The sequence below is a fragment of the Streptomyces sp. NPDC050549 genome (assembly GCF_040655035.1).
Taxonomy (GTDB): domain Bacteria; phylum Actinomycetota; class Actinomycetes; order Streptomycetales; family Streptomycetaceae; genus Streptomyces.
This window is the reverse complement of the sequence record NZ_JBFAJD010000016.1, coordinates 103753-130481: the sequence shown is the minus strand read 5'-3', so window position 1 is coordinate 130481 and position 26729 is coordinate 103753. Positions and strand designations below refer to the sequence as shown.

The window sequence follows — 26729 nt, the reverse complement described above, 5'->3', positions numbered from 1 at the left end:
TGATCAGAACCAGTGCAGGCAGTGCGGGGAGCGATCGGACCGGAAGAGCGCGTCGGCCAGGGCGGGCGCGTCCGGGCTGTGGGCCCGGATGCGTCCGGCCCGCACGAGGGTGCTCGGAGTGGTGCCGCCGAGGTAGACCGAGCCCAGGTCGGTGACGTCCATGGACAGGTCGGGTTCCCGGCCCGTGAGGACGCAGTCGGCCTTGCCGTCCCGGACGGTCAGCAGGTAACGGCCGTGCTCGTCGAGGAACGGGTCGTCGACGTCGAGGACGAGCTCGCCGTCCATGGACCAGCCGCGCCCGGTCAGCGCACGCGGGACGTCCAGCAGCCGCACCCAGAGCCAGTCGGTGTCGCCGCTCACCTCTCCGGCGCGGAAGTCCGCGAGCTGCCAGCGCAGCGGGTGGCCGGGCGGGAACTGCTTGAACACGACCTGACCGACCAGGTCGTGGCCGAGTACGAACCGGGCCAGGGCCGTGAAGACGGCGTCGTCGGCGGTGATGGTCTCGTCCACGGTCAGGGTTCGGGAATCGCCGAGCGCATAGCTGGCGTAGCCGTCCGGGACTCCGTCGGCGTCCCGGTGGACGGCGACGTAGCGAGGCTTCGGAGAGATCGGGGGCTGCCCCGCGCGCAGGGCCCACCAGCGGTGCGGCCGGGACAGCGCGCCGGGCTGTGCGCGGCGGTAGCGGTCGTAGACCTCCTCCAGGATCTCGCCGCACTCGGCACGACGCAGCAGTTCGACCGAGCCGGACGCCGAGCCGTCGGCACTGCCTTGCGCCCGTGGAAGGTCGAGGGCGGCCCGGTGGCGCGGCACCGTCAGCCGCTGGGTGTAGGTCGCCGGTCCGTAGCCGAACCTGCGGTAGATCAGGGCCTCGGAGGCCAGGAGCACGGAGAGCGACTCCCCGCGGGCCCGCAGCTCGGTGAGCTGGTGGCGCATCATCGCGCTGAGCACACCCTGGCGTCGGTGCGAGGGCAGGACGCCGACGGCGGTCACCCCGCTGACCGGGGCGACGGTCTCGCCGGGCAGAGTGAGCTCGAAGGAGTATGCGCCGGCGGTGCCGACGGGCCGTCCGTCCGCCGTCGTGGCGAGCAGACAGCGGTCCATTTCGAGCGCCGACCACCACAGACCGCCGCCTTCGGTCGGCGTTTCCCGGAAGTGCCCGAACGCGGCATGGAGGGTGTCGACGAAGACGTCGAGGTCCTCGTCGGTCGTGGGACGGATCTCCACCACTGTCGCTGCCTCCTGGGGGTACCGGCACCACGTCCCGTGATGCCCCGCCACAGTGCAGCGTCGCTGCGTGACCGGGTCAAGCGAATTACGCGTCGGCCAGTGCTTTCAAGTGGGCCGCTCTCGACTCCGACGTCTGGCCCTGGACCAGCAGGAACAGGGCCTCGCGCGCGAGGCGTTGGGCCCTGCTCGTCAAGGACAGGGATCTGCCGCCTCCGGCCACCACGGCCGCCGTCGTGGCCGTCATCAGCACGTCGTACGCCTGTGTCCTGAGGGCCAGCCGCTCGGCCAAGTGCTCGTGCGGTACCGGGTGTTCGGCCAGCGAGTAGGCCTGTTCACGTACCTCGTCGAGGCGGGTGCGGAGCGGACGGGCGGTGTCGTCGTCGAGCAGGGCGAGCGCCGCCGCCGCGACTCCGAACACCGCCGGTGACGCGTTCGTCGGCTTCGGACGGTCCGCCTTCGCCCACTCCGCGTACGGCGTGCGCAGGGCCACCGCCTCCTCGGGAAGCCACAGGCCGTCCAGCTCCAGCGACACGGTCCGGGACGCGGTGAGTGCCGCCAGCCGCACAGGAGTCGAGGCGCGCAGGCCGGGTTGCTCCCGCGCCTCGGTGAACGCGAACAACGCCTCGTCCGCGTCCGTCACCCCCGCGAGCAGCATCACGTCGTTCAGGCCCCAGCCCGTGTACCAGGGCACCGTCCCGTCGAACCGCCGGCCGCCCCGCTCCCGCGACACCCGTACCGGGATCCGGGGATACGCCCGCAGATGCGCGTACGCCACCCCGGACATCAGTTCACCTCGCGAGAGCGGGCCCAACAGCCTTTCCCGCACCGGCAGTTCGCTCTTCGCCAGCGTCATGACGGGCGTGTGGTGCTGCGTCTGGACGAACCATGTGGAGCAGCACGACCCGGCCAGGATCTCCGCCGTCTCCCTCGTCACCGCGCCGGGCGCCGCCGAGCCGCCGTAGGCCACGGGGGCGCTCACGCCCAGGAGGCCGGACTGTTTGACCGCCTCGATGTGTGTCGCCGGGACGCCCTCCTGGTCGACCTGCTCGGCGTGCGGGGCGAAGGAGGTCGCCCGCCAGTCGTCGGGCGCGGGTGACGAGAACGTGGGAGGTCATGCGGGTGATTCTCCCGATCGGCCGGGTCGGCCACGCGCGACGCTCCGGCCCGTGTCGCAGGACGCGGGCCGGAGCGGTGGGGGCGCGGCGGTCAGTCCGCCGAGCGTACGGCGGGCATCGCGAGGTCCACCGGACCCGTGGCGCCGGGGCCGCTCTTGCAGGAGTCGTGGCAGTCCTTCTCCAGGCTGCAGCACAGGGAGCAGATCGCGCCCGAGTGGAAGGGGCAGTTCGCCACGTCGGGACGCTCGAAGTCCGTCGCGCAGACCGTGCAGGTCAGCTCCACGGCCGAGAGGAGTCCGTCGGGGCCGAGCAGCGGCTCCTCCAGGTCGTCGAGGCGGGCGATGTAGTACTTGCCCTTGGTGAGGACCGCGAACAGGGGCGAGAGCACCATTGCCAGGAACAGGGCGATGAACGGGGAGTACGCCTTGCCGTAGTCGCCGAACGCCTCGAAGTACGCGGCGATGGAGACGGCCGAGGCGATGAGCATCGAGCCGAAGCCGACCGGGTTGAAGTTGTACAGGTGGGCGCGCTTGAACTCGATGTACGACGGGCTGAGTTTGAGCGGCTTGTTGATGACGAGGTCGGCGACGACCGCGCCGATCCAGGCGATCGCCACGTTGGAGTAGAAACCGAGGACCGTGTTGAGGAAGCCGAAGACACCGCCCTCCATCAGGGCCAGGGCGATGCCGACGTTGAGGAAGATGTAGACCACGCGCCCCGGGTGACGGTGTGTCAGACGGGAGAAGAAGTTCGACCAGGAGAGCGAACCGGAGTACGCGTTCGTCGAGTTGATCTTTATCTGGGAGAGGATCACGAAGAACGTGGCCAGGCCCAGGGCGACCGGCGCGGCGAAGGTCTTGAAGCCGTGCACGTACTGCTGGATGGGCTCGTTGGCCTTGGCCAGGCCCACGCTGCCGGCGATGTAGAAGGCCAGGAACGCGCCGCCCATCTGCTTGGCCGCGCCGAGGATCACCCAGCCGGGACCGGCGGAGAGCACCGCACCCCACCACTTCTTGGCGTTCTTCGGGGTCTTGTCGGGCATGAAGCGCAGATAGTCGACCTGCTCACCGATCTGCGCGATCAGCGACAGCGCCACACCGGCGCCCGCGCCGACCCCGAGCATGCTGATGCTCGATCCCGTGGGGGAGTTGCCCGCGAAGTGGGTGAACTGCGAGAACTTGCCCGGCTCCTGAATGGCGATGGACACGAACGGCGCGACCATCAGCACCAGCCACACCGGCTGCGTCCACACCTGCATCTTGGAGAGCGCGGTCATGCCGTAGATCACCAGTGGCAGGATGATCAGCGAGCAGATCAAGTAGCCGACGGCCAGCGGGATGTGGAGGCCCAGGTCGAGCGCCTGGGCCATGATCGAGCCCTCCAGGGCGAAGAAGATGAACGTGAAGCTGGCGTAGATGACCGACGTGAGGGTCGAGCCGAGGTAGCCGAAGCCGGCGCCCCGGGTCAACAGGTCCATGTCGATCGAGTACTTGGCCGAGTAGTACGAGATCGGGATGCCGGTGAGGAAGATCGTCACCGCCGCCGCCAGGATCGCCACCATGGCGCTGGAGAAGCCGTTCGAGATCGCGATCGAGCCGCCGATGGCGAAGTCGGCGAGGTACGCGATGCCGCCGAGCGCGGTGGTGGCCACCACGTACGGCGTCCAGCGCCGGAAGGACTTCGGCGCGTAGCGCAGCGAGTAGTCCTCCAGCGTGTCGTTCTGCGCCCAGTCGTTGTAGGTCCGTCCGGCAGCCGTTGCCGGCGCCTCTTTGTCGACGATCTCCGTCACGACACTTCCCTCTTCCACGGGTGTGGGTCACCTCCCGGACGGCCCGGGGGAGTTGGACGGAAGAGTCACGCCGAATTGTTTCCCGACCGTTTCGGACACTTTAAATGAGAGGCCTTTCAAAATTCTTTTGGCGACGCGCGTAGATTTAATCGATACTTCCTGTGGAAACTATTCCTGCGGGAAGGTAGTCTCGGTCCTGGCAGGTGGGGGAGGTCAGAGTTGGGCGACGATGTCGAAGTCGAAGGCGTCCGCCCGCGCCAGATACAGCCGTTGGCGGAGGTGATTGCCGTGCAGACGCAGTACGCCTCTCGGGCCCTCGTAGGAAACCGTGCCGCCGACCGCGCACATCGCGCCCACATCGAGCGATCGTGCCCGCTCGGCCAGTGCCGCCAGCAGTCGTACGCCTTCGAAGCACGACTCGCCGAGGCTGCCCACGACGGGCGCCTCCACGCCGAACCGGGCGGCGTAACGCCCGCTGAAATCAAGGCTTTCGGCGGTGGCGAGGGTCTCGAAGTAGCCGGCCGCCGCCCACAGGCCCTCGGTGGCCTCCGCGCCGGTCGCCAGCAGGATGTTCTCGTCCATGTGTGTGCTCAGCCGCAGACACCGCTGGTGCAACCCCTCTGCGGCGAAAGCCCTGTTGAAGCGCGCCGCGTCGTCCCCGACCAGCAGCATCAGTACGGCGTCCGCCTCGCACCGCTCGACGCGGCGCAGGACCGGGCCGAACTCGTACGTGCCCAGCGGGACGAAGACCTCCTCGCGTACCCGGCCGCCGCACTCCCGGGCGTAGCGGCGCGCGGCCCGCGCGGTGACGCGCGGCCACACGTAGTCGTTGCCCACCGTGCACCAGCGCCGCGCACCCGTCTCCTCCGCCAACAGGCGCATGGCGGGCAGGAGTTGGGCCGCGTCGGTCTCGCCGGTCAGGAACACGCCCGGCGTGCGCTCGCCGCCCTCGTACTGCGCCGTGTAGACGTACGGCACCCGGCCCGCGATGCGGGGCACCAGCGCCTTGCGGACCGCCGAGGTGTGCCAGCCGACCACCGCGTCGACCGCGTGCATGGACACCAACACCTCGACCTCGGCGGCCACTTGCTCCGCCGGGCCGCCGCCGTCCACCACGATCAGCCGGACCTCGCGGCCCAACACCCCGCCTGCGGCGTTGAGTTCCTCCACGGCGAGCTGCGCGGCCAGTTCGCAGGACGGGCCGAAGACGCCCGCCGGACCTCGCAGGGGTACGACCAGCGCCACGACCAGGGTTCTGCCCGGGCCGCTGATCCGCCCGGGCGGCAGGGAACGCACCAGACCACCTCCGTGAGGGCATGAGGGCACGGAAACCGGGCCCGGCCCCGGCGCCCTCGCAGAGGCTCGTAATCTGAACCGCACAGTAGACCTACCGGAAGGACAGCGGCAATGTCGTCCGTACCGTCGCCGGGCCTTGCCCACCTGCTGAGTCACGCCGAGCGGCGACTGGGCCTGCGCATGGCCGTCGTACTGGCCGAGGAGGACTGCTCGGTCGAGCAGTGGCGCGTCCTGTCGATCATCGCGGACGGCAAGGGGCATCCGATGACCGAGATCGCCGACCAGGCCCTGATGCCCGCGCCGAGCCTGACCAAGCTGGTGGACCGGATGGTCGCCGACAACCTCGTCTACCGCCGCCCCGACCGGGCCGACCGCCGCCGCGTCCTGCTCCATCTGACCGCCCGGGGCCGCACCCTCCACCAGCGTGCCGCGCACCGCCTCCTCACCGACCAGACCCGGCTGCTCGACGCGATCGACGACCACGGCGACCTCGTACGACTGCTCGCGCGGCTCACCGCGGCCCTGGACCAGGAGCCCGCGGAAGAGACCGGGGACGAGCCCGCGGAGAAAATCCTGCCGGTTTCCTGAGGCGCGCTGTCGATCCGGGAACATGGCGTTCGTGTAGGAGGTGAGAGACCCCCTCAGGGACTTCGAGAACCCCCTACGCCATGGAGGACGTCATGCAGCACTACCTGCTCAGTGTGATCACGCCGACCGACGGACAGATGCCCTCGCCCGAGGAGATGGCGGAGATCAAGCGCAAGCTGGAGATCTTCCACGACGAACTCCAGGCCGCCGGTGCCTGGGTCTTCGCCGGCGGACTGCACGGGCCGGAGACGGCCACCGTGCTGCGCCCCAAGGACGGCGACGTGCTGATCACCGACGGCCCGTACGCCGAGGGCAAGGAGTACCTGGGCGGGCTCTGCCTGATCAAGGCGGCCGACCTGGACGCGGCCCTCGAGTGGGGGAAGCGGGCGACCTGGGCCACCACCCTGCCCGTCGAGGTGCGCCCCTTCATGAACACGTCCGAGGGCTGATGGCGTTCGCGCCCGATGTGGAGGCCGTCTTCCGTGCCGAGTACGGGCGCGCGGTCTCCGTCCTGGTGCGCTTCCTCGGCGACATCGACCTCGCCGAGGAAGCGGTCCAGGACGCCTTCACCACGGCCGTACAGAAATGGCCGGAGACCGGTGTGCCGCCGAGCCCGGCCGGGTGGATCATCACGACCGCGCGCAACCGCGCGATCGACCGGCTGCGCCGGGAGTCCTCCCGGGAGGCCAGGCACGGCGAGGCCGCGCTGCTGTACGCGTCCGACGCGCCCGCCGAGGAGGGACCCGTGCGCGACGACCGGCTCCGACTGATCTTCACCTGCTGCCACCCCGCGCTCGCCACCCAGGCACAGGTCGCGCTCACCCTGCGGCTGCTCGGCGGGCTCACCACCGCCCGGATCGCCCGCGCCTTCCTGGTGCCGGAACCGACGATGGCGCAGCGCCTGGTCCGCGCCAAGGCCAAGATCCGCGACGCGAAGATCCCGTACCGGGTGCCCCGCGACGCCGACCTCCCCGACCGGCTCAAGGGCGTACTGGCCGTCGTCTACCTGATTTTCAACGAGGGCTACACCGACTCGCCCGAACTGTGCGCCGAAGCCCTGCGCCTCGGCCACCTCCTGTCCGAGCTGATGCCGGACGAGCCCGAGGTCACCGGCCTGCTCGCGCTGATGCTGCTCGTCGAGTCGCGCCGGGCCGCCCGGGAGGGCGCGCACGGCGAACTGGTGCCGCTGCCCGAGCAGGACCGCGACCGGTGGGACCACGAGCTGATCGCCGACGGCCAGTCACTCGTCCGGAGGTGCCTGCGGCTGAACAACCCCGGGCCATACCAGATCCAGGCCGCGATCAACGCCGTGCACAGCGACGCGCCGACCGCGGACGCGACGGACTGGCGACAGATCCTCCAGCTCTACGACCAGCTCATGGCCGTCGCCCCGAGCCCGGTCGTCGCCCTCAACCGGGCCGTCGCCGTCGCCGAGGTGGACGGCCCGCAGGGGGCCCTCGACCTCGTGGACGCGCTGGACCTCGACGACTACCACGTGCTCCACGCGGTGCGCGCCGATCTGCTGCGCCGCCTGGGCCGCCCCGCGGAGGCGGTGGCGGCGTACGAGGCGGCCGCCGCCCGCACAGAGAGCGCGGCGGAGCGCGGTTACCTGGAACGCCGACGCGAGGAACTCGCGGGGAGGTGGAAGTCTCGCTGCGGAGAGTGACCTTCTCCGCGCCGGAATTTTGGTGGGGCATGAAAGGTTGCTATATACACCTGACTGTCGAGACCGCCCATCCACGCACCACCAGCGAGGCACCGTGAACCAGTCCAGCACCGAGCAGCCCGCCGACGTCGTGGCCCGGCTGCGCGCCACCTTCCGCACCGGCCGCACCAAGCCCGTCGAGTGGCGCACCGCCCAGCTCCACCGTCTGCGCGACCTGCTCACGGAGCACGGCGACGACCTCGCCGCCGCCCTCCGTGCCGACCTCGGCAAGAGCGCCGCCGAGGCCCAGCGCACCGAGATCGGCTTCACGATCCGCGAGATCGACCACACCCTCGACCACCTCGACGAGTGGCTGCGCCCCGAATCCGCCCCCGTACCGGCCCACCTCGGCACGGACGCGACCGCCTGGACGCAGTACGACCCGCTCGGCGTCGTCCTCGTGATCGCGCCGTGGAACTATCCGGTCCAGCTGCTGCTGACCCCGGTCGTCGGTGCGCTCGCCTCGGGCGACGCGGTGGTCCTCAAGCCCAGCGAGATGGCCCCGGCCACCTCCGCCGCCATCGCCCGGCTGCTGCCCGACTACCTGGACACCGACGCGGTCGCCGTCGTGGAGGGCGGCATCCCGGAGACCACGGCGCTGCTCGCCGAGCGCTTCGACCACATCTTCTACACCGGCAACGGTGCCGTCGGCCGCATCGTCCTGCGCGCCGCCGCCGAGCACTTGACCCCGGTCGCCCTCGAACTCGGCGGCAAATCACCGGCGTTCGTCGACCGCGACGCCGATCTCGCCGTCGTCGCCGACCGGTTGGCGCGCGGCAAGTTCCTCAACGCCGGCCAGACCTGCGTCGCCCCCGACTACGTCCTCACCGACCCGGACACCGCCGCCGCGCTCGAACCCCTGCTGGTGACCGCGGTCGAGAAAGTCTACGGCGCCGACCCGCAGACGTCCGGCGAGTACGGCCGTATCGTCAACGAGCGTCACTTCGACCGGCTCGCCGGACTGCTCGACTCGGGGCGGGTCGTCGTCGGCGGACGCAGTGACCGCGACGACAAGTACATCGCGCCGACCGTCCTCGCCGATGTCGATCCCAAGGCGCCCGTCATGGCGGAGGAGATCTTCGGACCGATCCTGCCGATCGTCACCGTTCCCGGTCTGGACGGGGCGATCGACTTCATCAACGACCGCGACAAGCCCCTCGCCCTGTACGTCTTCACCGACTCCGACGACACCCGCGCCAGGATTGCCGCCGAGACCTCCTCCGGCGCCATCGGCTACGGCCTCCCGCTGGCCCATCTCACCGTCTCCGACCTGCCCTTCGGTGGCGTCGGCGAGAGCGGCATGGGCAACTACCACGGCCGCTACTCCATCGAGACGTTCAGCCACCGCAAGGCGCTGCTGGAGAAACCGCTGGCCTGATCCGCCCATGTATCACCGGTCGCTTATATAAGCGACCGGTGATACTTTGGTGCCCATGCACGCTTTCGATGTGCTCGGGGACCCCGTGCGCCGCCGCATCCTGGAGCTGCTCGCCGAGGGTGAGCAGCCCGCCGGCACGGTCAGTGACGTCGTCCGGCGGGAGTTCGGGATATCTCAGCCGGCGGTCTCGCGGCATCTGAAGGTGCTGCGGGAGAACGGTTTCGCGACGGTACGGCCGGACGGCACCCGCCGCCTGTACGCGGTGAACTCCGAGCCGCTGCGGGACATCGACGACTGGCTCGACCGGTTCCGTCGCTTCTGGACCCCGCATCTGGACGCCCTGGCAACCGAGTTGGCCCGGGGCAGGCGTGAGCGCCGGCTCCGCGGCGCCGCCGACGACAGCCCCGACGAGTCGAGGAGCACCCCGTGATCGACGTGACCCATCAGATCAACTCCGTGAGCCGCCGCGTCGGCCGCCGCGACTTCCGGGCCGGCGAGGCCCGCGTGATCACCATCGCCCAGTCCTACGGCGCACCGGTCGCCGCCGTCTGGGACGCCTGCACCAACCCCGAGCGCATCCCGCGCTGGTTCCTGCCGGTCACCGGCGAACTGCGGCTGGGAGGCAAGTACCAGTTGCAGGGCAACGCGGGCGGCACCGTCGAGCGCTGCGACCCGCCCAACAGCTTCTTCGCGACCTGGGAGTTCGGCGGTGAAGTCAGCTGGATCGAGCTGCGGTTGACGCCCGAGGGCGAGGGGACGCGCTTCGAGCTGGAACACATCGCCCATGTCGACGACACGAAGTGGGCCGAGTTCGGGCCCGGCGCGGTGGGCGTCGGCTGGGACTCGATCCTCCTGGGGCTCGACGGCAACCTGTCGGGTGCCAGTCCCGTGAAGCCCGAGGACGCCATGGCCTGGCTGGCGTCCGAGGAGGGCCGCCGCTTCGTCACCTCGAGCAGCGAGGCCTGGTACGCGGCCAACGTCGCGAGTGGTGAGGACGAGGCGGTGGCCCGCGCGTCCGCCGACCGGACCACGGCCGCCTATACGGGGAGCGGGAGTTGAGAGTGGTACCGGCCGAACCGCTGACCCGGGACCGATCACCGTTGTAGCGTGCGCGCTGGAAGTCACGCGTGATCGGAGCCAGGGATGAGTGTCGGCGGCGAGACGGTGTTGGTGACCGGCGGCAGCGGATTCGTCGGCAGCCATCTGGTCCGGCAACTACTGGAGCGCGACTACCGGGTGCACACCACCGTGCGGTCTCTCGGCAACGAGGCGAAGGTCGCGCCGCTGCGGGCGATGCAGGTTCAATTCCCCGGCGCCCTGGAGCTGTTCGAGGCCGATCTGCTGGCCGAGGGCTCCTTCGACGCGGCGATGGACGGCTGCCGCTTCGTCTTCCATGTGGCCTCGCCGTTCCTGATGCCGGAGAAGATCAAGGACGGCCGGAAGGACGTCGTCGAGCCCGCGCTCACCGGCACCCACAACGTCCTCGCCGGGATCGAACGCACGCCCACCGTCGAGAAGTTGGTGTTCACCTCGACGGTCGGCGCGATCTTCGGGGACTACGCCGACGTACGGGAGATGAAGGACGAGATCCTCTCCGAGGACTACGTCAACACCACCAGCACGGTCGAGAACAACCCGTACCACTATGCCAAGACCGTCGCCGAACGCGCCGCCTGGGACGCGGCACACGCACAGGACCGCTGGCGCATGGTCTCCGTCAACCCCGGCCTGATCCTGGGGCCTTCACTCACCCCGGCCTCGGATTCCGGCAGCCTGTTCCTCCTCGACGAGCTGTTCAAGGGCTACTTCTTCTACGGGGCACCCGACTTCAGCTTCACCGTCGCCGACGTGCGGGACGTGGCGAGCGCGCACATCGCGGCGGCCGAACGCCCCGACGCGCACGGCCGCTACATCGTCGCCGCGAGCCGGATGGCGTCCTTCCTCGACATGTCACGGGCCCTGCGGCAGCACTTCCCGCGCAACTACCGGCTGCCCGCGCACGGCCTCCCGCACTGGCCGGTGCGCATCCTGGGCCCCGCGTTCGGGCTCACCCAGGACTACATCCGCAAGCACCTCGGGATCAGGTTCACGGTCGACAACCGGCGGGGAGTGGAGGAACTGGGCATCCGGTACCGGCCGTTGGGGGAGACTCTCGTCGATCACTACCTGGCGTGGCGGGAGTTGAGGAAATCACGCTGACCGTCTGCGGTCCTTCGCCGTTCATTCCGTGGACCGTTCTTCCCTCTTGACTGGTCGAGACCAAAGGCGCTTGGGTGTGGCCCGTTCACCTTTCCGGTGTCATGAGCCTGACCACACTCAACCCGAAGGGCACCCATGCGAACCCCCCACGCCCTGCTGGCCGTCACCGCGGCGCTGGCCGCGGCGCTCGTCTCTCCGCCGGCAGGCGCCGCCGACGCGGTCCCGGCCCCCGGCACCTACTACGTCCAGAGCGCCACCACCGGGCTCAACGCGGCCGACAAGGGGGGAGCGGTGGAGCAGCACAACCCCAAGGGCAACGAGGACCACCAGCAGTGGAACCTCAAGGCGAGCGGATCCTCGTACGTCCTGGAGAGCACGGACACGGCCGGCAGCTGCCTCGGCCGCTCGGGCGCCCAGGCGAAGACCGTCACCTGCACGAGCGCCGACGCCAACTGGCAGATCACTGCGACCGGCGGTGACCAGTACACGCTCCAAGTCCCGGGCACCGCAAGCTACTTGACCGTGGCCGCCAAGCCCTCCGGTGCCAACTACCCGGCCCAGCTGGCCATCGGCTCCTCCGGCAGCCTCGCCTCCTGGTATCTGACCCCGATCACCTCGCCCACCAAGCCGATCCCCGCCCAGGACCAACGCACCCTGGACCAGGTCACGTTCCTCACGGCGCACAACGCCTACGCCAACGGAGTCGACGGCGGCTTCGCCCCGCCCTTCGTGAACTTCTTCCCGAACCAGTCCCGGGGCATCAACCAGCAACTCTCCGACGGCGTACGGGGGTTCATGCTGGACATCCACCAGACCTCCGACGGTGCGATCCTCTGCCACGACAGCTGCACCCTGGTCAGCAGCCCGGTCGCCCTCAACGTCGACCTCCAGCGCATCGTGGACTTCCTCAAGACGCACAGCGACCAGTTCGTCACCGTCTTCCTGGAGGACTACGTCGACCCGACCGTCCTGCGCAGCGAACTCGCCCGCGTCAACGGCCTGTACGACGTGCTGTACCGCCCCGACCAGACCGGCGTGAAGCAGAACGGCTGGCCGAAGATGGCCGACCTGATCGCCGCCAACCACCGGCTGCTGATCTTCACCGACCACAGCCGCGCCTCCGACGAGTCCGCCGGACTGACCCGGGCCAGCTTCGGCGTGATGTACCAGCGCGAGTGGACCGTCGAGAACTACTGGTCCATGGGCTCCGGCGCCGGTACCTCCGACTGGTCCTGCTACAGCCGCTGGTACGGCAGCGACCTCAACGTCCCGCTCACCCAGACGTATTCGGGGTTCCGCCCGCTGTTCGTCATGAACCACTTCCGTGACGCGACCATCGCCGGGACGGCGCAGACCGACAACACCAAGGTCCTCGACCGGGCCCAGCGGTTCTGTCAGCCGGCCGCCCGCAAGAAGCCCAACTTCCTCGCCGTGGACCGCTACGACCTGGGCGATCCCGCCTCGGCGGTCAACACCCTGAACACCTACACATATCCGTAAAGTGCGGGTGGCCGCGCCGCGCGTATGTGCGAAACTCCGCTGATGACCTCCGCGAAGATCACCGCCGCAGCCGCGGGCACCTGGAAACTCGGCGACCTGACCGTCAGCCGCATCGGCTTCGGCGCGATGCGGCTGACGGGCAGCGCCGCCTTCAACCTCGGGACACCGAGCGACCGTGACCGGTCGATCGCCGTGCTGCGCAAGGCGGTCGAGCTCGGTGTGAACCACATCGACACGGCCGCCTTCTACTTCTCGACGCTGCGATCGGCCAACGAACTCATCAACACCGCGCTCGCCCCCTACCCCGACGACCTGGTGATCGCCGCGAAGGTGGGCCCCTTCCGCACCTACTCGGGGGAGTGGGGCAGCGCGGCACGCCCGGACGACCTGCGCGGCCATGTCGAGGAGAACCTGCGCCAGCTCGGGCGCGACCACCTCGACGTGGTCTATCTGCGCAGGATGGGGCAGGACTCGATCGCCGAGCACTTCGGCGCGCTCGCCGAACTCCAGGAGGAGGGCCTGGTCCGGAACCTCGGGCTCTCCGACGTCGAGCCCAGGCACCTCGCCGAGGCGCAGGAGATCGCCCCGGTGGTGAGCGTGCAGAACCGGTTCGCGCTCGACTCGTACAAGGCCGAGACCGACGACATGGTGCGGATCTGCGGCGAGCAGGGCATCGCCTTCGTGCCGTTCTTCGCCATCGCGGGCGCGGGCGGGGCGAGAAGCGCGACCACCGCCCACGACGACGAGGTCCTGGCCGTCGCGGACGCCCACGACACCAGCCCCGCCCAGATCCGCCTGGCCTGGACCCTGGCCCAGGGCCCGCACGTCCTCGCCATCCCCGGCACGGGCAACCCCGACCACCTCGCCGAGAACGTCGCGGCCGGCGCGATCCGTCTGACCGACGACGAATTGGCCGGGCTCAACGAGCTGCACAAGAAGGCCGGTTGAGCCGGGGCAGGGCCGCTCACGCCAGCCAGATGCCGTCCCGCATCAGATGGCGCTCGGGCAGCTCATGCACCTCGTGCCACGCCTGGACGGCCAGCGGCCTTACCTGGAAGAAGGAGTAGGCCACACGGTCCTCCCGGGGATCCCAGCCGTACTTCGCGTCGAAGGCGTCTGCAGCAGCGGCGGCCGGGACGTCCTCGGTGGTGAAGGCCGTGGTCTCGCCGTCGATGAGCACGACGTCCCGGGTGTCCGCGAAGGCCAGCCGGGTCCGCCGCCCGTCGTCGAGATTGCGGCCCGTGGGGTTCGTGGGCCGGGTGCACAGCCAGACGGCCCGCCCGTCCCAGACGAACCACAACGGGACCAGACAGGGCAGCCCGTCGGTGTCCGCCGAGGCCACCCATAAGTCCAACTCCCGTTCCAGTCGCGCCAGTACGTCACGCCTGCGCTCCTCGGGGCCGCGGGGCGGCACGGTGATCTTCATGCCCGGTACGCTACCGGCGGCGCCCGCGCGGCACCTCGGGCCGGGGTCGTAGGACCGTGGACCGAGGTGCCGCGATGCCGTGACGCCGGCAGAGTGGGGCGTACGGGCAGGACGCCGTGGTGTCAGCCCAGTTGCGCGTGCAGGAAGGGCACCGTGCTCGCCCAGGCGCGGGCCGCGGAGTCGGCGCCGTAGACCGGGCGGCCGTCGTTGAAGAAGGCGTGGTTCGCCGGGCAGAGGCGCAGGTCCGCGGTGATGCCGGACTGCCGCTCGACGGTCTCGCGCAGGGCGTCGAGGCTCTTGGCGGGAATGCTCTCGTCCAACTCGCCGCAGTGGCCGAGGATTTGGGCCTTCAGCCCGGAGAAGCCGGGGAACTCGCCCTGGATCACGCCGTGGAACGACACCGCCGCGCTCACCCGCGGGCCGGCCGCGGCCAGGTACAGGACGAAGCCGCCGCCCATGCAGAAGCCGACCGCGCCGACCGTGTCCGAGGTGACCTCGGGGAGGGACAACAGGTGGCCGACCGCGCCGGAGAGCAGTTCGACACCGCGCGCGACCGGGAGTGCCCGCATCATCCGCAGGGCCTCGTCGCTCTCGTGCGCCACGTTCCCGCCGTACAGGTCGGGGGCGAACGCGACGAAGCCCTCCTGCGCGAGCCGGTCGGCCACATTGGCGATGTGGTCGGTCAGGCCCCACCACTCCTGGATGACGATCACACCCGGCCCGGTTCGGGACGGCGGCAGCGCGAGACAGCCGTGGGCGGTGCCCCGGCGCTGGGAAAGGTGACGTTCTGACGGGCCGGGGCGCCGGTCGATTTCGGCAGCTCGGAGGAGATGGTGCTCAACTCCTGTACCGCGCTGCTCGATGGGGGAGTGCCGGTGCGGCCTCGACACGATCAACAGCCTGTCACGCCCGGAACGGGAGGTCGCTCCGGCCCCTTCCGCAAGGGGCAGGCGGGAAGGGGCACACGGGTGCGATGACTACACGGCATCGTGGCGACTACAATTCTGTAGACGGTCTGCAGGACCGCAGACGAGGACGGGGTGAGGATCGTTCCCATGGCCGACGCGAAGGACGAACGCCGACCGGCGGGTGAGCTGGAGGCCACCGTCATGGCCGCCCTCTGGGCCGCCGGCGACCCGCAGACCCCCGGCGAGGTGCAGCTGAGCCTCGGCACGGGCCTGGCCCGCACCACGGTGACGACGATCCTGACCCGGCTGCACGACAAAGGTGTGGTGGACCGCAGGCGCCAGGGCCGCGGCTACGCCTACTTCCCGGTCCAGGACGCGCAGGGCCTCACCGCCCGCCGTATGCACACCGAACTCGACCGGGACGGCGACCGGGAGACCGTACTCGCCCGCTTCGTCGCCCAGCTCAGCCCCGACGACGAACGCGTCCTGCGCGACCTGCTCGAATCCGGTGAACAGTAGTTGGGCGCGGTGGGGCGTGGGATCCTGGATGCAATGAAATCCGGTGACCGATGATTGCCCTCCTGCTCCTCCCGCTCGTGCTGCCGTTCGCGCTGCGGCCCATGGCCCGGCGCGCCCTGGAGCGGCTCACGCCGGTCACCGCGCTGTGGCTCCTCACCGGCTCCGCGGTGACCGCGGCAGGCTGCACCCTCGCCGCACTCGGCGCGTTCGTCCTGACCGGTCTGCTCCGGCTGCCGCTGTTCGCGTCGCTCGGCGAACTGATCCACCCACTGCGCTTCTCCTACGGCGGTCTCGTCACGCCGGCGGCCGTGCTGTCGGCCGGTGCCCTGGCCGTGTGCGCCTGGACGCTGACCCGGTGGGCGCTGCACCAGTCGCGTGCCTTCCGCGTTGCCCGCACGCGGGCCGGTCGCGGGCCGGTCGCGGGTGACCTGTGCGTGCTCGACTCCCCGCACCCGGACGCCTACGCCCTGCCCGGGCGACCGCACCGCATCGTCGTCACCACCGGGATGCTGCGCAGCCTCGACGCCGCCGAGCGTGAGGCGCTGTTCGCGCACGAGCGGGCCCACAATGCGGGCGGCCACCACTACTTCCTCGTCGCCGCCGAACTAGCCGCCCGCTGTCACCCCGCGCTCGGTCCGGTCCGCGACGCGATCCGGCTCGCGGCCGAACGCGCGGCCGACGAGGCCGCCGCCACCGTCGTGGGCGACCGGCGCCTGATCGCCCGTGCCATCGCCCGCGCGGCCCTCGCCGGACAGTCGGCCAGCTCCCGGCGCCCGGACTTCGTCCCCGGCGCCACGACCAGCCCGGTCCCGCACCGCGTCAAGGCCCTCCTCGCGGCCCCGCGCGGCACCCACCGCACCGCCGCCTGCGGACTCGCCGCCCTGCTGATCGCCTGTGCGGCGCTCTCCTTCGCCGCCGCCGCCACCGAGATGATCGACGTCCACCACCGGGTGGAGGTGGCGCAGGGCGAGGAGGCCGGATGAGGGGTGGGTCCGGGGATTCGGTGCTTGACTGGTGCGCGCTACGTTTTACGTATAACCTCACCCGTCAACATCCCGCCGAACGGAACCGCACGGAGAGTCCCCGATGAGCCGTATCGCCCTGGTCACCCTCGTCGTCGACGACTACGACGAGGCGATCCGCTTCTACACCGACGCCCTGGGCTTCCGCCTCGTCGAGGACGCGCCCCGCCCCGACGGCTCCCGCTGGGTCGTCGTGACACCCCCCGGCGCGGACGGAGCCGGCACGGGCCTGCTGCTCGCCCGTGCCAAGGGTGAGGACCAGCGCGGCCGGATCGGTGACCAGACCGGCGGGCGCGTCGGCTTCTTCCTGCACACCGACGACTTCGCCCGCGACCACGCCCGGATGCTCGCCGCGGGCGTGACCTTCCTGGAGGAGCCGCGCCACGAGCCGTACGGTTCGGTCGCCGTCTTCCAGGACCTCTACGGCAACCGCTGGGACCTGCTCCAGCCTGCAGCCTGAACCTCCGTACCGCCCGACCCCGCTCACCGAACGACCGAGGAACCACCGCACATGTCATCTACGCGCATAGACGCCGACACCCTCCGCCGGCTCCCCAAGGCCGTACTGCACGACCACCTCGACGGGGGCCTGCGTCCCGCCACCGTGGTGGAGCTCGCGGAGACGGTCGGGCACACCCTGCCCACCACCGACCCGGACGAGCTCGCCGCCTGGTACTTCGACGCCGCCAACTCCGGTGACCTGGTGCGCTACATCGCCACCTTCGAGCACACCCTCGCCGTGCTGCAGAACCGCGAGGGCCTGCTGCGCGTCGCCGAGGAGTACGTCCTCGACCTCGCCGCCGACGGCGTCGTCTATGGAGAGGTGCGCTACGCCCCCGAGCTGAACACCAACGGCGGGCTCGCGCTCAGCGAGGTCGTGGAGACCGTGCAGGAGGGGCTCGCGGCCGGCATGGCCAAGGCCGCGGCAGCGGGAACGCCGGTCCAGGTGCGGACGCTGCTGTGCGGGATGCGGATGTTCGACCGGGTCGCCGAGGCCGCCGACCTCGCGGTGGCCTTCCGGGACGCCGGTGTCGTCGGCTTCGACATCGCGGGTGCCGAGGACGGCTTCCCGCCCGCCGACCACCTCACCGCCTTCGAGCACCTGCGCCGCGAGAGCGTCCCGTTCACCATCCACGCCGGTGAGGCGCACGGCCTGCCCAGCATCCACCAGGCGCTCCAGGTCTGCGGCGCCCAGCGCATCGGGCACGGCGTCCGTATCACCGAGGACATCGTCGACGGCAAGCTCGGCCGCCTCGCGGGCTGGGTCAGGGACCGCCGTATCGCCCTGGAGATGTGCCCGACCTCCAACCTCCAGACGGGCGCGGCCACTTCGATCGCCGAGCACCCCATCACCGCCCTGAAGGACCTCGGCTTCCGCGTCACCCTGAACACCGACAACCGACTCGTGTCCGGTACGACGATGACACGCGAGATGTCCCTCCTGGTCGAGGAGGCGGGCTGGACGGCCGAGGACCTGCGCACCGTCACGGTGAACGCGCTCAAGAGCGCGTTCATCCCCTACGACGAGCGCAAGGCCCTCATCGAGGACGTCGTCCTGCCGGGCTACGCCTCCGCGCTCTGAAGCAGCCCCCGCACGTACTGGGCCTGTCCGACGTGCTCCAGGTCGTCGGACAGGACGCTGACCAGCCGTACGCCCAGGCTGACCGGCGGGTCCCAGCGCTCGTCCACGATCCGCCCGTAGTCCTCCGGGGCCAGCCCGCGCAGATACGCCAGCGTCTGTTCGTGCACCGCGTCGTAGTACCCGGTGAGCTGCCCGGCCGACTCGACGCGCACCTTGCCGACCTGCGTGGAGGTGTGGCCGTATCCCGTGTCCCGGGCCGGCAGGTCGAGGCCGAAGCGCTTCTCCCAGCCCTGGGTGAGCCACACCTGGTCGAGGCCGGCGGCGTCGGCTGCATGGTCGTCCTGGACGCGGGTGAGATGCCAGATCAGCCAGGCGATGGAGTTGGCGTCGGAGGCCACGCGCGCGTGCAGTTGGTCGGGTGTCAGGCCGTCGACGGCGGCGTGGACTTCTTCCCGGATACGGCCGTAGGCGTCAATGAGGATGTCGTTGGCATGCATACGACCACCTTCGCGCATCGCCGTCGGTCATGCGGCCGGAGTGCCGGTTTCGAGGAGGGTCATCAGGGCGCGGGCCGCCGGACTGGTGGCCTGCGGGGGCGGGAGCAGGGCCACCGTCTCGTACACCTCCTCGCCCGTTCCCTTGAGGGGGAGGGCGGTGAGGGGCGCGCGCTTGTGACGGAAGTGCTGGGGCACCACGGCGATGCCGAGGTTCTCGTCGATCAGATCGAGGAGGCTGTGCACGTCGTTGACCTCCAGCGCGACCGTCCGCCGTACGCCCGCCGCGGCGAAGACGGCGTCGGTGGTGCGGCGCGAGGCCCAGTCCGGGTGGAAGTCGACGAAGACCTCGCCGCCGAGGTCGTCCGGAGTGACCGCCGCGCCGGTCTCCGCGAGCCGGTGGCTGGGATGGCACAGCACCGTCATCGGCTCGCTGGTGAGCGACACCGAGCGCAGCTGGTCGGTGTCCGCCTGGGTGCGGTAGGCGAAGGCCAGGTCGAGGCGTCCGGCCGCGACCTCCTCCGCCAGTGCCCCCGAGCCCGCCTGCCGCAGCCGGATCTCCACGTCGGGATGCCGGCGCCGGAACGAGGCGAGCAGCCCGGCCGCATGCACCCCGGCGATGCACTGCTCGGTGCCCAGCGACAGCGTGCCGCGCAGCACGCCCTGCACCGCGGCCACCGCCTCGTGCGCCGACCGCACCTGCGCCAGGATGCGTTCCGCCTCGACGAGCAGTGCCCGGCCGGCCTCCGTGAGCGTGACCCGGCGCGTGGTGCGCACGAACAGCGGGGTCTGCAACTCCCGCTCCAGGGCGCGGATCGACGCCGACAGCCCGGACTGGGACACCATCAACCGCTCCGCCGCCCGGGTGAAGTGCTGGTCCTCGGCGACGGCGATGAAATGCTGGAGATGACGCAGTTCCATGATTGAGAAGCGTAGCCGCTGAATTCCATCGGATTCTTCTGTTGGACCACTGCCCGCAGGTCGGACAGAGTGGAGAGCGGTTCCCTGGAACCGGTATCCCGTGTGCCAACCCCTCTGGAGTCGCGTTGTACACCGCACACCCCGACCGTTACGCGGACCTGCCCTACCGGCGCACCGGACGCAGCGGTCTGAAACTCCCCGCGATCTCGCTCGGCCTGTGGCACAACTTCGGGCCCGACCGCCCGGTCGACACCCAGCGCGCCATCCTGCGCCGCGCCTTCGACCTCGGCGTCACCCACTTCGACCTCGCCAACAACTACGGCCCGCCGCCCGGTGCCGCCGAGTCCGCCCTCGGTGAGGCGCTGAAGGCGGACTTCGGGTCGTACCGCGACGAGCTGGTGATCTCCACCAAGGCCGGCTATCTGATGTGGCCAGGCCCCTACGGCGAGTGGGGTTCGCGCAAGTACCTGCTCTCCTCGCTGGACCAGAGCCTGAGCCGCATGGGCCTGGACTACGTCGACATCTTCTACTCGCACCGCCCCGACCCGGAGACTCCCCTGGAGGAGACGATGGGCGCCCTGCACTCGGCGGTCCAGCAGGGCAAGGCGCTCTACGTCGGCATCTCCAACTACTCGGCGGAGCAGACCCGGGAGGCCGCCCGCATCCTGGGCGAACTGGGCACCCCGCTCCTCATCCACCAGCCGCGCTACTCGATGCTCGACCGCCGCCCGGAGGACGAGGGCCTGCTCGACGCGCTCGACGAGCTCCAGGTCGGTTCCATCGTCTTCTCCCCGCTGGAGCAGGGGCTGCTCAGCTCCCGCTACCTCGACGGCATCCCGGAGGGTTCCCGGGCGGCGAGCGACAGCCCGTTCCTGAACTCGGACGCGGTCACCGAGGACCTGGTGGGGCAGCTGCGCGCGCTCGACGACATCGCCAAGGGGCGCGGTCAGACTCTTGCCCAGCTGGCCCTGGCCTGGGTGCTGCGCGGCGGGCGGGTGACCTCGGCGCTGGTCGGTGCGAGCAGCCCGCAGCAGATCGAGGACAGCGTCGCGGCCACCCGCAACCTGGACTTCGACGCCGAGGAACTGGCCCGTATCGACGCGATCGTCAGGCCGTAAGCCGCTCGCTGATCTCCCAGAGGCGCGCCGCCGCCTCTGGGTCGACGGCGCGGGGCAGCACGCCCGGGGTGTTCTCACCGGCGTACCAGGCAGCCTCGTTCTCGGCGGTCACCAGCGGGCTGATGTCGACGTTCTCGCAGTACACCCCGCCGAGGCCGGCCAGTTGCGGGCTGGTCGCGCACCAGACGCCGGTGGCCGCGCCCTGCTGCACGGTCTTCATCTGGCGCCGGGGATCACGGACAGGCCTGCCCTCGCCGTCGAGCGCCCCCGCGGCCTGGAGTATGGACGTGTCGAGGTGCTTGACGAGTCCGGTGTCGATGATGAGACCCGGGTGCACGGCGAAGGCCCGGATGCCCTGCGCCCGCCCGCGCCGGTCCAGCTCCACGGCGAACAGGGCGTTGGCCGTCTTCGACTGGCCGTAGGCCGCGAACGGCTCGTAGGCCCGGTGCTCGAAGTGCAGGTCGTCGAAGTCGATTCCGGCGAAGCGGATGCCCCGCGAGGACAGCGCCACGACCCGTGCGCCCTCGGCCGCGATCAGCGCGGGCCACAGCCGGGTGGTCAGCTGGAAGTGCCCCAGGTGGTTGGTGGCGAACTGCGCCTCGTAGCCGCGCGCGTCCCGGGCCAGCGGGGTCGCCATGATCCCGGCGCTGTTGACCAGGAGGTGCAGCGGGCGCCCGGAGGCGAGGAACTTCTCCGCGAAGGTGTCGATGGACGCCGGGTCCAGCAGGTCCAGATACTCGACCTCGGCTCCGGGCACGGCCTGCAGTGCCGTCCGCGCCCGCTCCACGTCCCTCGCCGGTACGACGATCTCGGCGCCCGCGGCGCGCAGCACCCGGGCCGTCTCCAGGCCGATGCCGGAGTAGCCGCCCGTGACGATCGCGACCTTGCCGGTGAGGTCGATGCCCTTGATCACCTCCTCGGCGGTCGACGCGGCGCCGAAGCCGGAGTTCAGGGGCTGCTGTGCGGTGGTGGTCATCTCTGCTCTCTCCTCGTCAACTTGAGCTGGTGAGACCACCGTAGGGCGACCGATCCGTACGATGAATACTTGAAAATCCGCATTACTTGCGTGATAGTTCGGGCGTGACCGTGGATCCCCTGTCCGACGCCCTTGCTGTCGCCGATGCCCGCAGTGTCTTCTCCGGCGGGTTCACGGCGGGCGGCGACTGGGCCATCCAGCTGCGCGGACGGGACCGGCTGAAGGTGAACGCCGTGCTCCAGGGCAGCTGCCTGCTGGTACGGGACGGCGGCGGCGAACCCCTGCGGCTCGCCGAGGGAGACGTCGTGATCTCCGACGGCGGTCAGCCGTACACGCTGTGCAGCCGGCCCGGTGTGGAGCCGACCGACTCCGACGACGTCGTCATGGACCCGGCGACGCGGATGGGCCGCCTCGGTCAGGGCGAGGCGGTGGATGTCGCCTGTGTGTCCGGGCACATCGACCTCAGCCGGGACCGCGGCGACCTGCTGCGCCGGGCGCTGCCGGAGCTGGTCCACGTCCGGGCCGACTCGCCCGAGGCCGGTGTACTGCGGTGGCTCATCGGGCAGTTGGCGGCCGAGATGCGGACCCGCGGGGCGGGCGTCGAGTTCGTGTCGGCGCAGCTCGCCCAGCTGATGTTCGTGCAGGTGCTGCGGGTGTGTCTGGCCGAGTCGGACGGGCTGCCGCCCGGCTGGCTGCGCGCCCTCGCCGACGAACGGCTGGCCCCCGCCCTGCGTCTGATGCACGGCGATCCGGCCCACCCCTGGCAGCTGCAGGAGCTGGCTCGGGCGGCGGCGATGTCCCGCACCACGTTCGCCGTACGGTTCAAGGAGGCCGCCGGAGTGCCGCCCCTGACGTATCTGCTGAACTGGCGCATGAACCTGGCCGCCCGGGCCCTCCGCCACGACACCGCCCCGGTCGGCGCCCTCGCCCGGTCCGTCGGCTACACCTCCGAGAGCGCCTTCAGCAACGCCTTCAAGCGCGCGGTCGGGGTGGCACCGAGGCGGTACCGCGAAGAGGCCCTGGCCGGGAACTGAGCCGTTCTTCGAGCCGTACGGTCACCCGGTCGCCCTCGCCTTTTGCGATGGCCTTGCGGAGATCGGCTTTCACGGGCAGTTTGTGGTTGCCGTCCCCGAGAGCCATGAAGGAGCTGCGGAAAGGATGACCGTCGATCGTTCCGCGTACCTTCACCAGGCCCCGGGTGCCGAAGAACGCGACGGACTCGGGCCAGACGAGATAGGTCTAGCCGGCGTCGTTCGGGCTTTTGATCAGTACGGCGGTGAATTCCTCGTTCAATGGGGTGCCGGTGTTCATGATGTCCTCCGCTCGGGGTGGCCTGTCGTACAAGAGACCACCCCGAGCGGGAAAATTCATCGCGGCCACCGGCCCTCAGGCCCCGGCGGGCACCCGGTCGAGAAATCCGAGCACGGAGCGGATACGGCCGTCCGCGTCCAGCGTGATCACGTCGAAACCGGCGACGGGCGCCGACCCGTCGGCTTCGCTCACCAACTCCCAGGAGAAGCGGGCGGTGTCGTGGTGCCCGTCGACCGCCCCGAGGGGACGGAAGGCGAACCCCGGGAACTGTGCATGCGCCCCGGCGATCAGTCCGGCGATCTCCGTGTGGCCGGTGACTGCCGCCAATGGGTCGGTATAAGTACCCTCGACGGACCAGGCGGCGGCCACTGCCTTCGCCAGCGCCTCCGGCCCGCCCGCGTTCCAGGCCTCGAAGTAGCGGGCGACGGCGTTCTCGTATCGGTCGGTGTTCTCGGACATGGTGAATCAGCCTCCATCGAGGTCGTTCGTACTGGCCAGGGCCCGGATTTCGGTGCGTGCCGACCCGGTGGTTCCACCATGCCGGGGGTCGCGCGGAGGGTCGATTACCCCTCGGGTAATGGCGGTCGGAGATCACCACAAAAGGGATCCCGAAGCTTTTCGGCCAGAAGGGGCCGTGAATATGCCAAGAGACTGGCCAAAAAGTCGTGGTGACAGTGTTTCGGGAGTGAACATACTCGTCTGCTAGGGCACCACTTCACGATGCGAATCCGCCATCGTGCGCACCACCTGAGCCACCCGAGCCGCCAGCCAGAGCCGCATGGAAAGCGAGGCCCGACCGGCAATCGAGACACGCGACGGGGGAGTGATCGTGCACGACGAATTCCTGTGCCATGTCACCGCGTACGGCACCTGCGGCGGACAGCGCGTCGGTGTGCCCCTGGGCACCTATCGCGCTCCCACACTGGCACTGGCCCTGTGGTGGTTACGGGACCGCGCGGTGTGGATGGCCGACCGGCTCGACCCGCAGCCGGAGAACCCGCGCTTCCCCAGGGGAGCCCTGGTCCCGGTCTCCGACACGGCGCCCGACGTGCCCAAGGCGTTACGCACCTGGGCCCGCGACGTCGGCCATCAGGAGCAGGTCGCCTACGAGTTGGCGGCCGGCCGGCTGGTGCAGATCGCCGTCAGTGACGAGAGCACCGAGTACGAGCTGCTCGCCGAATCGGTGGACGCCCTCCGTATGCAGCGGACCGTTCCCGCCCTCGTCGTCCCTGTCGCCTGACGTGTGTCGCCCGTTGCGCAACCCTGACCGCTGACCGGGCGCACAAGTGCCCGAATCGGTAGAATTCGCGTCATGTCAGAGCGGTCGATGGTGCCGACGGCGCCCGAACTCCTTCTGGAGACGGAGTCGGGCTCCACGGTCATGACCCCCAGCCGCGACTACCACGTGGGCCGAGACCCGCTGAGCGACATCGTCATCGACGACGCCCGGGTCTCCTGGCACCACGCGGTACTGCGGCCCGACGCCGACCACTGGACGCTGGAGGACGAACACAGCACGAACGGCACCTACACCGACGGCCGCCGCGTCCAGCAATGGGGCGTCGGCCCCGGCAGCGTGATCCGCTTCGGCAGCGCGGCCGACGGCCCGTGCGTCACCCTCGCCCACCGCCCGGCCCCGGCCCCGGAACGTCCCTCGGCCGTGTCCATGCCCGCCTTCACCGGCACCTTCCGGCAGCCGACCACCGTACGGCCGCTGCCCGCCCGCACCGTCCGCATCGGCCGGGCCGCCGACAACGACCTCGTCGTCGACGACCTGATCGTCTCCCGCCGCCATGCCGAACTACGTGCCATGCCGGACGGCACGTACGAGATCGTCGACCTCGGCAGCCACAACGGCACCTACCTCAACGGCCAGCCCGTCGCCCGCGCACCCATGGGCACCGGCGACATCGTCGGCATCGGACACTCCGCGTTCTGTCTCGTCGGCGACCAGCTGCAGGAGTACGTCGACACCGGCGAGGTCTCCCTCGACGTCCAGGACCTCACGGTCGCCGTCGACCGGGGCCGCAAGGTCCTCCTGGACCAGGTGTCGTTCCCGGTCGGCGAGAAATGCCTGCTCGCCGTCGTCGGCCCCAGCGGCGCCGGCAAGTCCACCCTCCTCAACGCGCTCACCGGCCAGCGCCCCGCCGACCGCGGCACCGTCCTCTACGACGGCCGTGACCTCTACCGCGACTACGCCGAACTGCGCCAGCGCATCGGCCTCGTCCCGCAGGACGACATCCTGCACGCCCAGCTGACCGTGCACAGCGCCCTGTCCTACGCGGCCGAACTGCGCTTCCCGCAGGACACGGCAAAGGCCGAACGGCAGGCCCGGGTCGAGGAGGTCGTACGCGAACTGGGCCTCCAGCAGCGGGCCCAGCAGCCCGTGCACAGTCTCTCCGGCGGCCAGCGCAAGCGGGTCAGCGTGGCCCTTGAACTGCTGACCAAGCCCTCGCTGCTCTTTCTCGACGAACCGACCTCGGGCCTCGACCCCGGCATGGACCGCTCGGTGATGCACATGCTGCGCGGCCTCGCCGACGACGGCCGCACCGTCATCGTCGTCACCCACAGCGTTCTCAGTCTCGACGTGTGCGACCGGCTCCTGGTGCTCGCGCCCGGCGGCAGGGTCGCCTACTACGGGCCGCCCGGCGACGCCCTCGCGTTCTTCGGCTTCGAGCACTGGCCGGAGGCCTTCGAGTCCTTCGAACGCGACCAGGACCGGGACTGGGCGGGGGAGTTCAGGGAGTCTCCCTTCCAGCGCCAGTACATCCGCAATTCCACCGCGCAGCCCCATCTGCTCGGCTCCGGCCCGGTCGCCGTGGCGCCGCCGCCCCGGCCCCGCAGCCGCAGCGCACAACTCGGCACGCTGGTACGGCGTTACGCCGCCGCCCTCGCCGCCGACCGGACCTTCCTCGTCATCATGATCGCGCTGCCGTTCGTGATGGGCGCGATGGCCCGCGCTCTCGCCGGGAGCACACTGACGCGGGAGACGGCGATGAACGCGCTGCTCATCCTCTGTGTCGGCGGTGTGCTGACCGGCGCGGCCAACGCCGTGCGCGAACTCGTCAAGGAACGCGCGATCTACCGTCGCGAAAGAGCCGTCGGCCTGTCCAGATCGGCGTACCTGCTCTCCAAGGTCGTCGTACTGGGTGCGATCACCGTGGCACAGGCCGTGGTGCTCACCCTGGTCGGCCTGTTCGGTGTCGACCTCAACGCGCCGCGTGGGAAAGGGGTGTTGATGCCGCCCCTTATCGAAATCACCGTGGCCGTGGCCCTGTTGGCGTTCACGGCGATGATGCTCGGCCTGCTGGTCTCCGCACTGGTACGCAAGGAGGAAGTGACGATGCCGTTGCTCGTACTGCTCGCCATCGTCCAAGTGGTCTTCTGCGGCGCCCTGTTGAAACTGCACGGCGTGCCCGGCCTGGAACAGCTCTCCTGGCTCGTGCCCTCGCGGTGGGCGCTCGGCGGCATGGCCGGCACCATCGGGCTGGCCCGGATCGTGCCCGGCGAACTGACCGGCGATCCGCTGTTCCGGCACTCGGCCGGGGCATGGCTGCTCAACATGGGCATGCTGGTCGTCCTGTCGCTGCTCTTCGGCTTCCTGGTGTCCCGGCTGCTGCGCCGGCACGAACCCGCCGTGATGCGGAAATAGGGA

At 70.3% G+C, this 26729-nt stretch carries 25 protein-coding genes and 3 pseudogenes; 17 read left to right on the top strand and 11 right to left on the bottom strand.

Annotation, left to right across the window (positions count from 1 at the left end; all coding sequences use genetic code 11):
- Positions 1–3: 3 nt before the first annotated feature.
- The 4 genes and pseudogenes from AB0I51_RS23935 to AB0I51_RS23920 form a co-directional block, all read right to left on the bottom strand.
- The gene (locus AB0I51_RS23935; RefSeq protein ID WP_362978226.1) at positions 4–1224 is read right to left on the bottom strand and encodes a GNAT family N-acetyltransferase; all 1221 of its coding nucleotides are present in this window, start codon (positions 1222–1224) and stop codon (positions 4–6) included.
- An 88-nt stretch (positions 1225–1312) separates the two neighbouring features.
- Positions 1313–2342: pseudogene (locus AB0I51_RS23930) on the bottom strand (acyl-CoA dehydrogenase family protein).
- Between the two features lie 91 nt (positions 2343–2433).
- The gene (locus AB0I51_RS23925; RefSeq protein WP_362978224.1) at positions 2434–4131 is read right to left on the bottom strand and encodes a hypothetical protein; all 1698 of its coding nucleotides are present in this window, start codon (positions 4129–4131) and stop codon (positions 2434–2436) included.
- Between the two features lie 213 nt (positions 4132–4344).
- Complete coding sequence (locus AB0I51_RS23920) at positions 4345–5427, bottom strand: substrate-binding domain-containing protein (protein ID WP_362978222.1); 1083 nt, start codon at positions 5425–5427, stop codon at positions 4345–4347.
- Between the two features lie 111 nt (positions 5428–5538).
- Here AB0I51_RS23920 and AB0I51_RS23915 point away from each other — a divergent pair, with 111 nt between their 5' ends.
- The 9 genes from AB0I51_RS23915 (at position 5539) to AB0I51_RS23875 (ending at position 13745) form a co-directional block, all read left to right on the top strand.
- Positions 5539–6015, top strand: a complete 477-nt coding sequence (locus AB0I51_RS23915) for a MarR family transcriptional regulator (protein WP_362978220.1) — start codon at positions 5539–5541, stop codon at positions 6013–6015.
- 92 nt (positions 6016–6107) lie between these two features.
- A complete protein-coding gene (locus AB0I51_RS23910) occupies positions 6108–6464 on the top strand; it encodes a YciI family protein (RefSeq protein WP_362978218.1) in 357 nt (118 codons plus the stop codon).
- Complete coding sequence (locus tag AB0I51_RS23905; protein WP_362978216.1) at positions 6464–7681, top strand: sigma-70 family RNA polymerase sigma factor; 1218 nt, start codon at positions 6464–6466, stop codon at positions 7679–7681. Before AB0I51_RS23910 ends, AB0I51_RS23905 begins: the two co-directional genes overlap by 1 nt.
- A gap of 37 nt (positions 7682–7718) precedes the next feature.
- On the top strand, positions 7719–9098 hold the full coding sequence (locus tag AB0I51_RS23900) for an aldehyde dehydrogenase family protein (RefSeq protein ID WP_362978214.1): 1380 nt from the start codon (positions 7719–7721) through the stop codon (positions 9096–9098).
- A gap of 55 nt (positions 9099–9153) precedes the next feature.
- Positions 9154–9528 (top strand): metalloregulator ArsR/SmtB family transcription factor, encoded by a 375-nt coding sequence (locus tag AB0I51_RS23895; protein WP_362978212.1) that lies wholly within the window; start codon positions 9154–9156, stop codon positions 9526–9528.
- Positions 9525–10157: an SRPBCC family protein gene (locus AB0I51_RS23890; protein ID WP_362978210.1), complete on the top strand. Its 633-nt coding sequence runs from the start codon at positions 9525–9527 to the stop codon at positions 10155–10157. The genes AB0I51_RS23895 and AB0I51_RS23890 overlap by 4 nt, the downstream gene beginning before the upstream one ends.
- An 84-nt stretch (positions 10158–10241) precedes the next feature.
- Positions 10242–11297 carry an NAD-dependent epimerase/dehydratase family protein gene (locus AB0I51_RS23885; RefSeq protein ID WP_362978208.1) on the top strand — a complete coding sequence of 352 codons (1056 nt, stop codon included), beginning with the start codon at positions 10242–10244 and terminating at the stop codon, positions 11295–11297.
- 135 nt (positions 11298–11432) lie between these two features.
- Positions 11433–12797 carry an RICIN domain-containing protein gene (locus AB0I51_RS23880; protein WP_362978206.1) on the top strand — a complete coding sequence of 455 codons (1365 nt, stop codon included), beginning with the start codon at positions 11433–11435 and terminating at the stop codon, positions 12795–12797.
- A gap of 42 nt (positions 12798–12839) precedes the next feature.
- Positions 12840–13745, top strand: coding sequence for an aldo/keto reductase (locus AB0I51_RS23875; protein ID WP_362978204.1), 906 nt, complete (start codon positions 12840–12842; stop codon positions 13743–13745).
- A 16-nt stretch (positions 13746–13761) separates the two neighbouring features.
- On the opposite strand, the gene AB0I51_RS23870 is transcribed toward AB0I51_RS23875, so the two are convergent.
- Both AB0I51_RS23870 and AB0I51_RS23865 read right to left on the bottom strand, forming a co-directional pair.
- Positions 13762–14223, bottom strand: coding sequence for a pyridoxamine 5'-phosphate oxidase family protein (locus tag AB0I51_RS23870; protein WP_362978202.1), 462 nt, complete (start codon positions 14221–14223; stop codon positions 13762–13764).
- Positions 14224–14345: 122 nt separating this feature from the next.
- Positions 14346–15055 (bottom strand): annotated as a pseudogene (locus AB0I51_RS23865) (dienelactone hydrolase family protein).
- Between the two features lie 223 nt (positions 15056–15278).
- Here AB0I51_RS23865 and AB0I51_RS23860 point away from each other — a divergent pair.
- The 4 genes from AB0I51_RS23860 to AB0I51_RS23845 all read left to right on the top strand — a co-directional run bounded on the left by AB0I51_RS23860 (position 15279) and on the right by AB0I51_RS23845 (position 18254).
- Positions 15279–15650: a BlaI/MecI/CopY family transcriptional regulator gene (locus AB0I51_RS23860; RefSeq protein WP_093630913.1), complete on the top strand. Its 372-nt coding sequence runs from the start codon at positions 15279–15281 to the stop codon at positions 15648–15650.
- Positions 15651–15700: 50 nt separating this feature from the next.
- Positions 15701–16633 carry a M48 family metalloprotease gene (locus AB0I51_RS23855; protein ID WP_362978201.1) on the top strand — a complete coding sequence of 311 codons (933 nt, stop codon included), beginning with the start codon at positions 15701–15703 and terminating at the stop codon, positions 16631–16633.
- 103 nt (positions 16634–16736) lie between these two features.
- Positions 16737–17132 carry a VOC family protein gene (locus AB0I51_RS23850; RefSeq protein ID WP_362978199.1) on the top strand — a complete coding sequence of 132 codons (396 nt, stop codon included), beginning with the start codon at positions 16737–16739 and terminating at the stop codon, positions 17130–17132.
- Positions 17133–17183: 51 nt separating this feature from the next.
- A complete protein-coding gene (locus AB0I51_RS23845) occupies positions 17184–18254 on the top strand; it encodes an adenosine deaminase (RefSeq protein WP_362978197.1) in 1071 nt (356 codons plus the stop codon).
- Here AB0I51_RS23845 and AB0I51_RS23840 read toward each other — a convergent pair.
- Both AB0I51_RS23840 and AB0I51_RS23835 read right to left on the bottom strand, forming a co-directional pair.
- Complete coding sequence (locus AB0I51_RS23840) at positions 18236–18751, bottom strand: DUF664 domain-containing protein (protein ID WP_362978195.1); 516 nt, start codon at positions 18749–18751, stop codon at positions 18236–18238. The two genes, AB0I51_RS23845 and AB0I51_RS23840, sit on opposite strands and share 19 nt — an antisense overlap.
- A gap of 27 nt (positions 18752–18778) precedes the next feature.
- Entirely contained in the window at positions 18779–19669 is an 891-nt protein-coding gene (locus AB0I51_RS23835; protein WP_362978193.1) for a LysR substrate-binding domain-containing protein, read from the bottom strand.
- Between the two features lie 125 nt (positions 19670–19794).
- Between AB0I51_RS23835 and mgrA the strand changes: the two genes are divergently transcribed.
- On the top strand, positions 19795–20787 hold the full coding sequence (mgrA, locus tag AB0I51_RS23830; protein ID WP_362978191.1) for an L-glyceraldehyde 3-phosphate reductase: 993 nt from the start codon (positions 19795–19797) through the stop codon (positions 20785–20787).
- Here the strand turns inward: mgrA and AB0I51_RS23825 are convergent.
- Positions 20777–21763: an oxidoreductase gene (locus AB0I51_RS23825; RefSeq protein ID WP_362978189.1), complete on the bottom strand. Its 987-nt coding sequence runs from the start codon at positions 21761–21763 to the stop codon at positions 20777–20779. The two genes, mgrA and AB0I51_RS23825, sit on opposite strands and share 11 nt — an antisense overlap.
- Positions 21764–21867: 104 nt before the next feature.
- Between AB0I51_RS23825 and AB0I51_RS23820 the strand changes: the two genes are divergently transcribed.
- Positions 21868–22797 carry an AraC family transcriptional regulator gene (locus AB0I51_RS23820; protein ID WP_362978187.1) on the top strand — a complete coding sequence of 310 codons (930 nt, stop codon included), beginning with the start codon at positions 21868–21870 and terminating at the stop codon, positions 22795–22797.
- On the opposite strand, the pseudogene AB0I51_RS23815 reads toward AB0I51_RS23820, so the two are convergent.
- A pseudogene (locus AB0I51_RS23815) lies at positions 22736–23074 on the bottom strand (DUF1905 domain-containing protein). The gene AB0I51_RS23820 and the pseudogene AB0I51_RS23815 sit on opposite strands and share 62 nt — an antisense overlap.
- A 75-nt stretch (positions 23075–23149) precedes the next feature.
- The gene (locus AB0I51_RS23810; protein WP_362978185.1) at positions 23150–23533 is read right to left on the bottom strand and encodes a nuclear transport factor 2 family protein; all 384 of its coding nucleotides are present in this window, start codon (positions 23531–23533) and stop codon (positions 23150–23152) included.
- Positions 23534–23903: 370 nt separating this feature from the next.
- Between AB0I51_RS23810 and AB0I51_RS23805 the strand changes: the two genes are divergently transcribed.
- Together AB0I51_RS23805 and AB0I51_RS23800 are read left to right on the top strand one after the other, a co-directional pair.
- Positions 23904–24314: a hypothetical protein gene (locus AB0I51_RS23805; protein WP_362978183.1), complete on the top strand. Its 411-nt coding sequence runs from the start codon at positions 23904–23906 to the stop codon at positions 24312–24314.
- Between the two features lie 72 nt (positions 24315–24386).
- Positions 24387–26726: an FHA domain-containing protein gene (locus AB0I51_RS23800; RefSeq protein WP_362978181.1), complete on the top strand. Its 2340-nt coding sequence runs from the start codon at positions 24387–24389 to the stop codon at positions 26724–26726.
- Positions 26727–26729: the final 3 nt, after the last annotated feature.

Coding starts and splice junctions, on each gene's coding strand:
- AB0I51_RS23915 (WP_362978220.1), top strand. CDS start 5,539: ATGTCGTCCGTACCGTCGCCGGGCCTTGCCCACCTGCTGAGTCACGCC.
- AB0I51_RS23910 (WP_362978218.1), top strand. CDS start 6,108: ATGCAGCACTACCTGCTCAGTGTGATCACGCCGACCGACGGACAGATG.
- AB0I51_RS23905 (WP_362978216.1), top strand. CDS start 6,464: ATGGCGTTCGCGCCCGATGTGGAGGCCGTCTTCCGTGCCGAGTACGGG.
- AB0I51_RS23895 (WP_362978212.1), top strand. CDS start 9,154: ATGCACGCTTTCGATGTGCTCGGGGACCCCGTGCGCCGCCGCATCCTG.
- AB0I51_RS23885 (WP_362978208.1), top strand. CDS start 10,242: ATGAGTGTCGGCGGCGAGACGGTGTTGGTGACCGGCGGCAGCGGATTC.
- AB0I51_RS23880 (WP_362978206.1), top strand. CDS start 11,433: ATGCGAACCCCCCACGCCCTGCTGGCCGTCACCGCGGCGCTGGCCGCG.
- AB0I51_RS23875 (WP_362978204.1), top strand. CDS start 12,840: ATGACCTCCGCGAAGATCACCGCCGCAGCCGCGGGCACCTGGAAACTC.
- AB0I51_RS23870 (WP_362978202.1), bottom strand. CDS start 14,223: ATGAAGATCACCGTGCCGCCCCGCGGCCCCGAGGAGCGCAGGCGTGAC.
- AB0I51_RS23860 (WP_093630913.1), top strand. CDS start 15,279: ATGGCCGACGCGAAGGACGAACGCCGACCGGCGGGTGAGCTGGAGGCC.
- AB0I51_RS23855 (WP_362978201.1), top strand. CDS start 15,701: ATGATTGCCCTCCTGCTCCTCCCGCTCGTGCTGCCGTTCGCGCTGCGG.
- AB0I51_RS23850 (WP_362978199.1), top strand. CDS start 16,737: ATGAGCCGTATCGCCCTGGTCACCCTCGTCGTCGACGACTACGACGAG.
- AB0I51_RS23845 (WP_362978197.1), top strand. CDS start 17,184: ATGTCATCTACGCGCATAGACGCCGACACCCTCCGCCGGCTCCCCAAG.
- AB0I51_RS23840 (WP_362978195.1), bottom strand. CDS start 18,751: ATGCATGCCAACGACATCCTCATTGACGCCTACGGCCGTATCCGGGAA.
- AB0I51_RS23835 (WP_362978193.1), bottom strand. CDS start 19,669: ATGGAACTGCGTCATCTCCAGCATTTCATCGCCGTCGCCGAGGACCAG.
- AB0I51_RS23825 (WP_362978189.1), bottom strand. CDS start 21,763: ATGACCACCACCGCACAGCAGCCCCTGAACTCCGGCTTCGGCGCCGCG.
- AB0I51_RS23810 (WP_362978185.1), bottom strand. CDS start 23,533: ATGTCCGAGAACACCGACCGATACGAGAACGCCGTCGCCCGCTACTTC.
- AB0I51_RS23800 (WP_362978181.1), top strand. CDS start 24,387: ATGTCAGAGCGGTCGATGGTGCCGACGGCGCCCGAACTCCTTCTGGAG.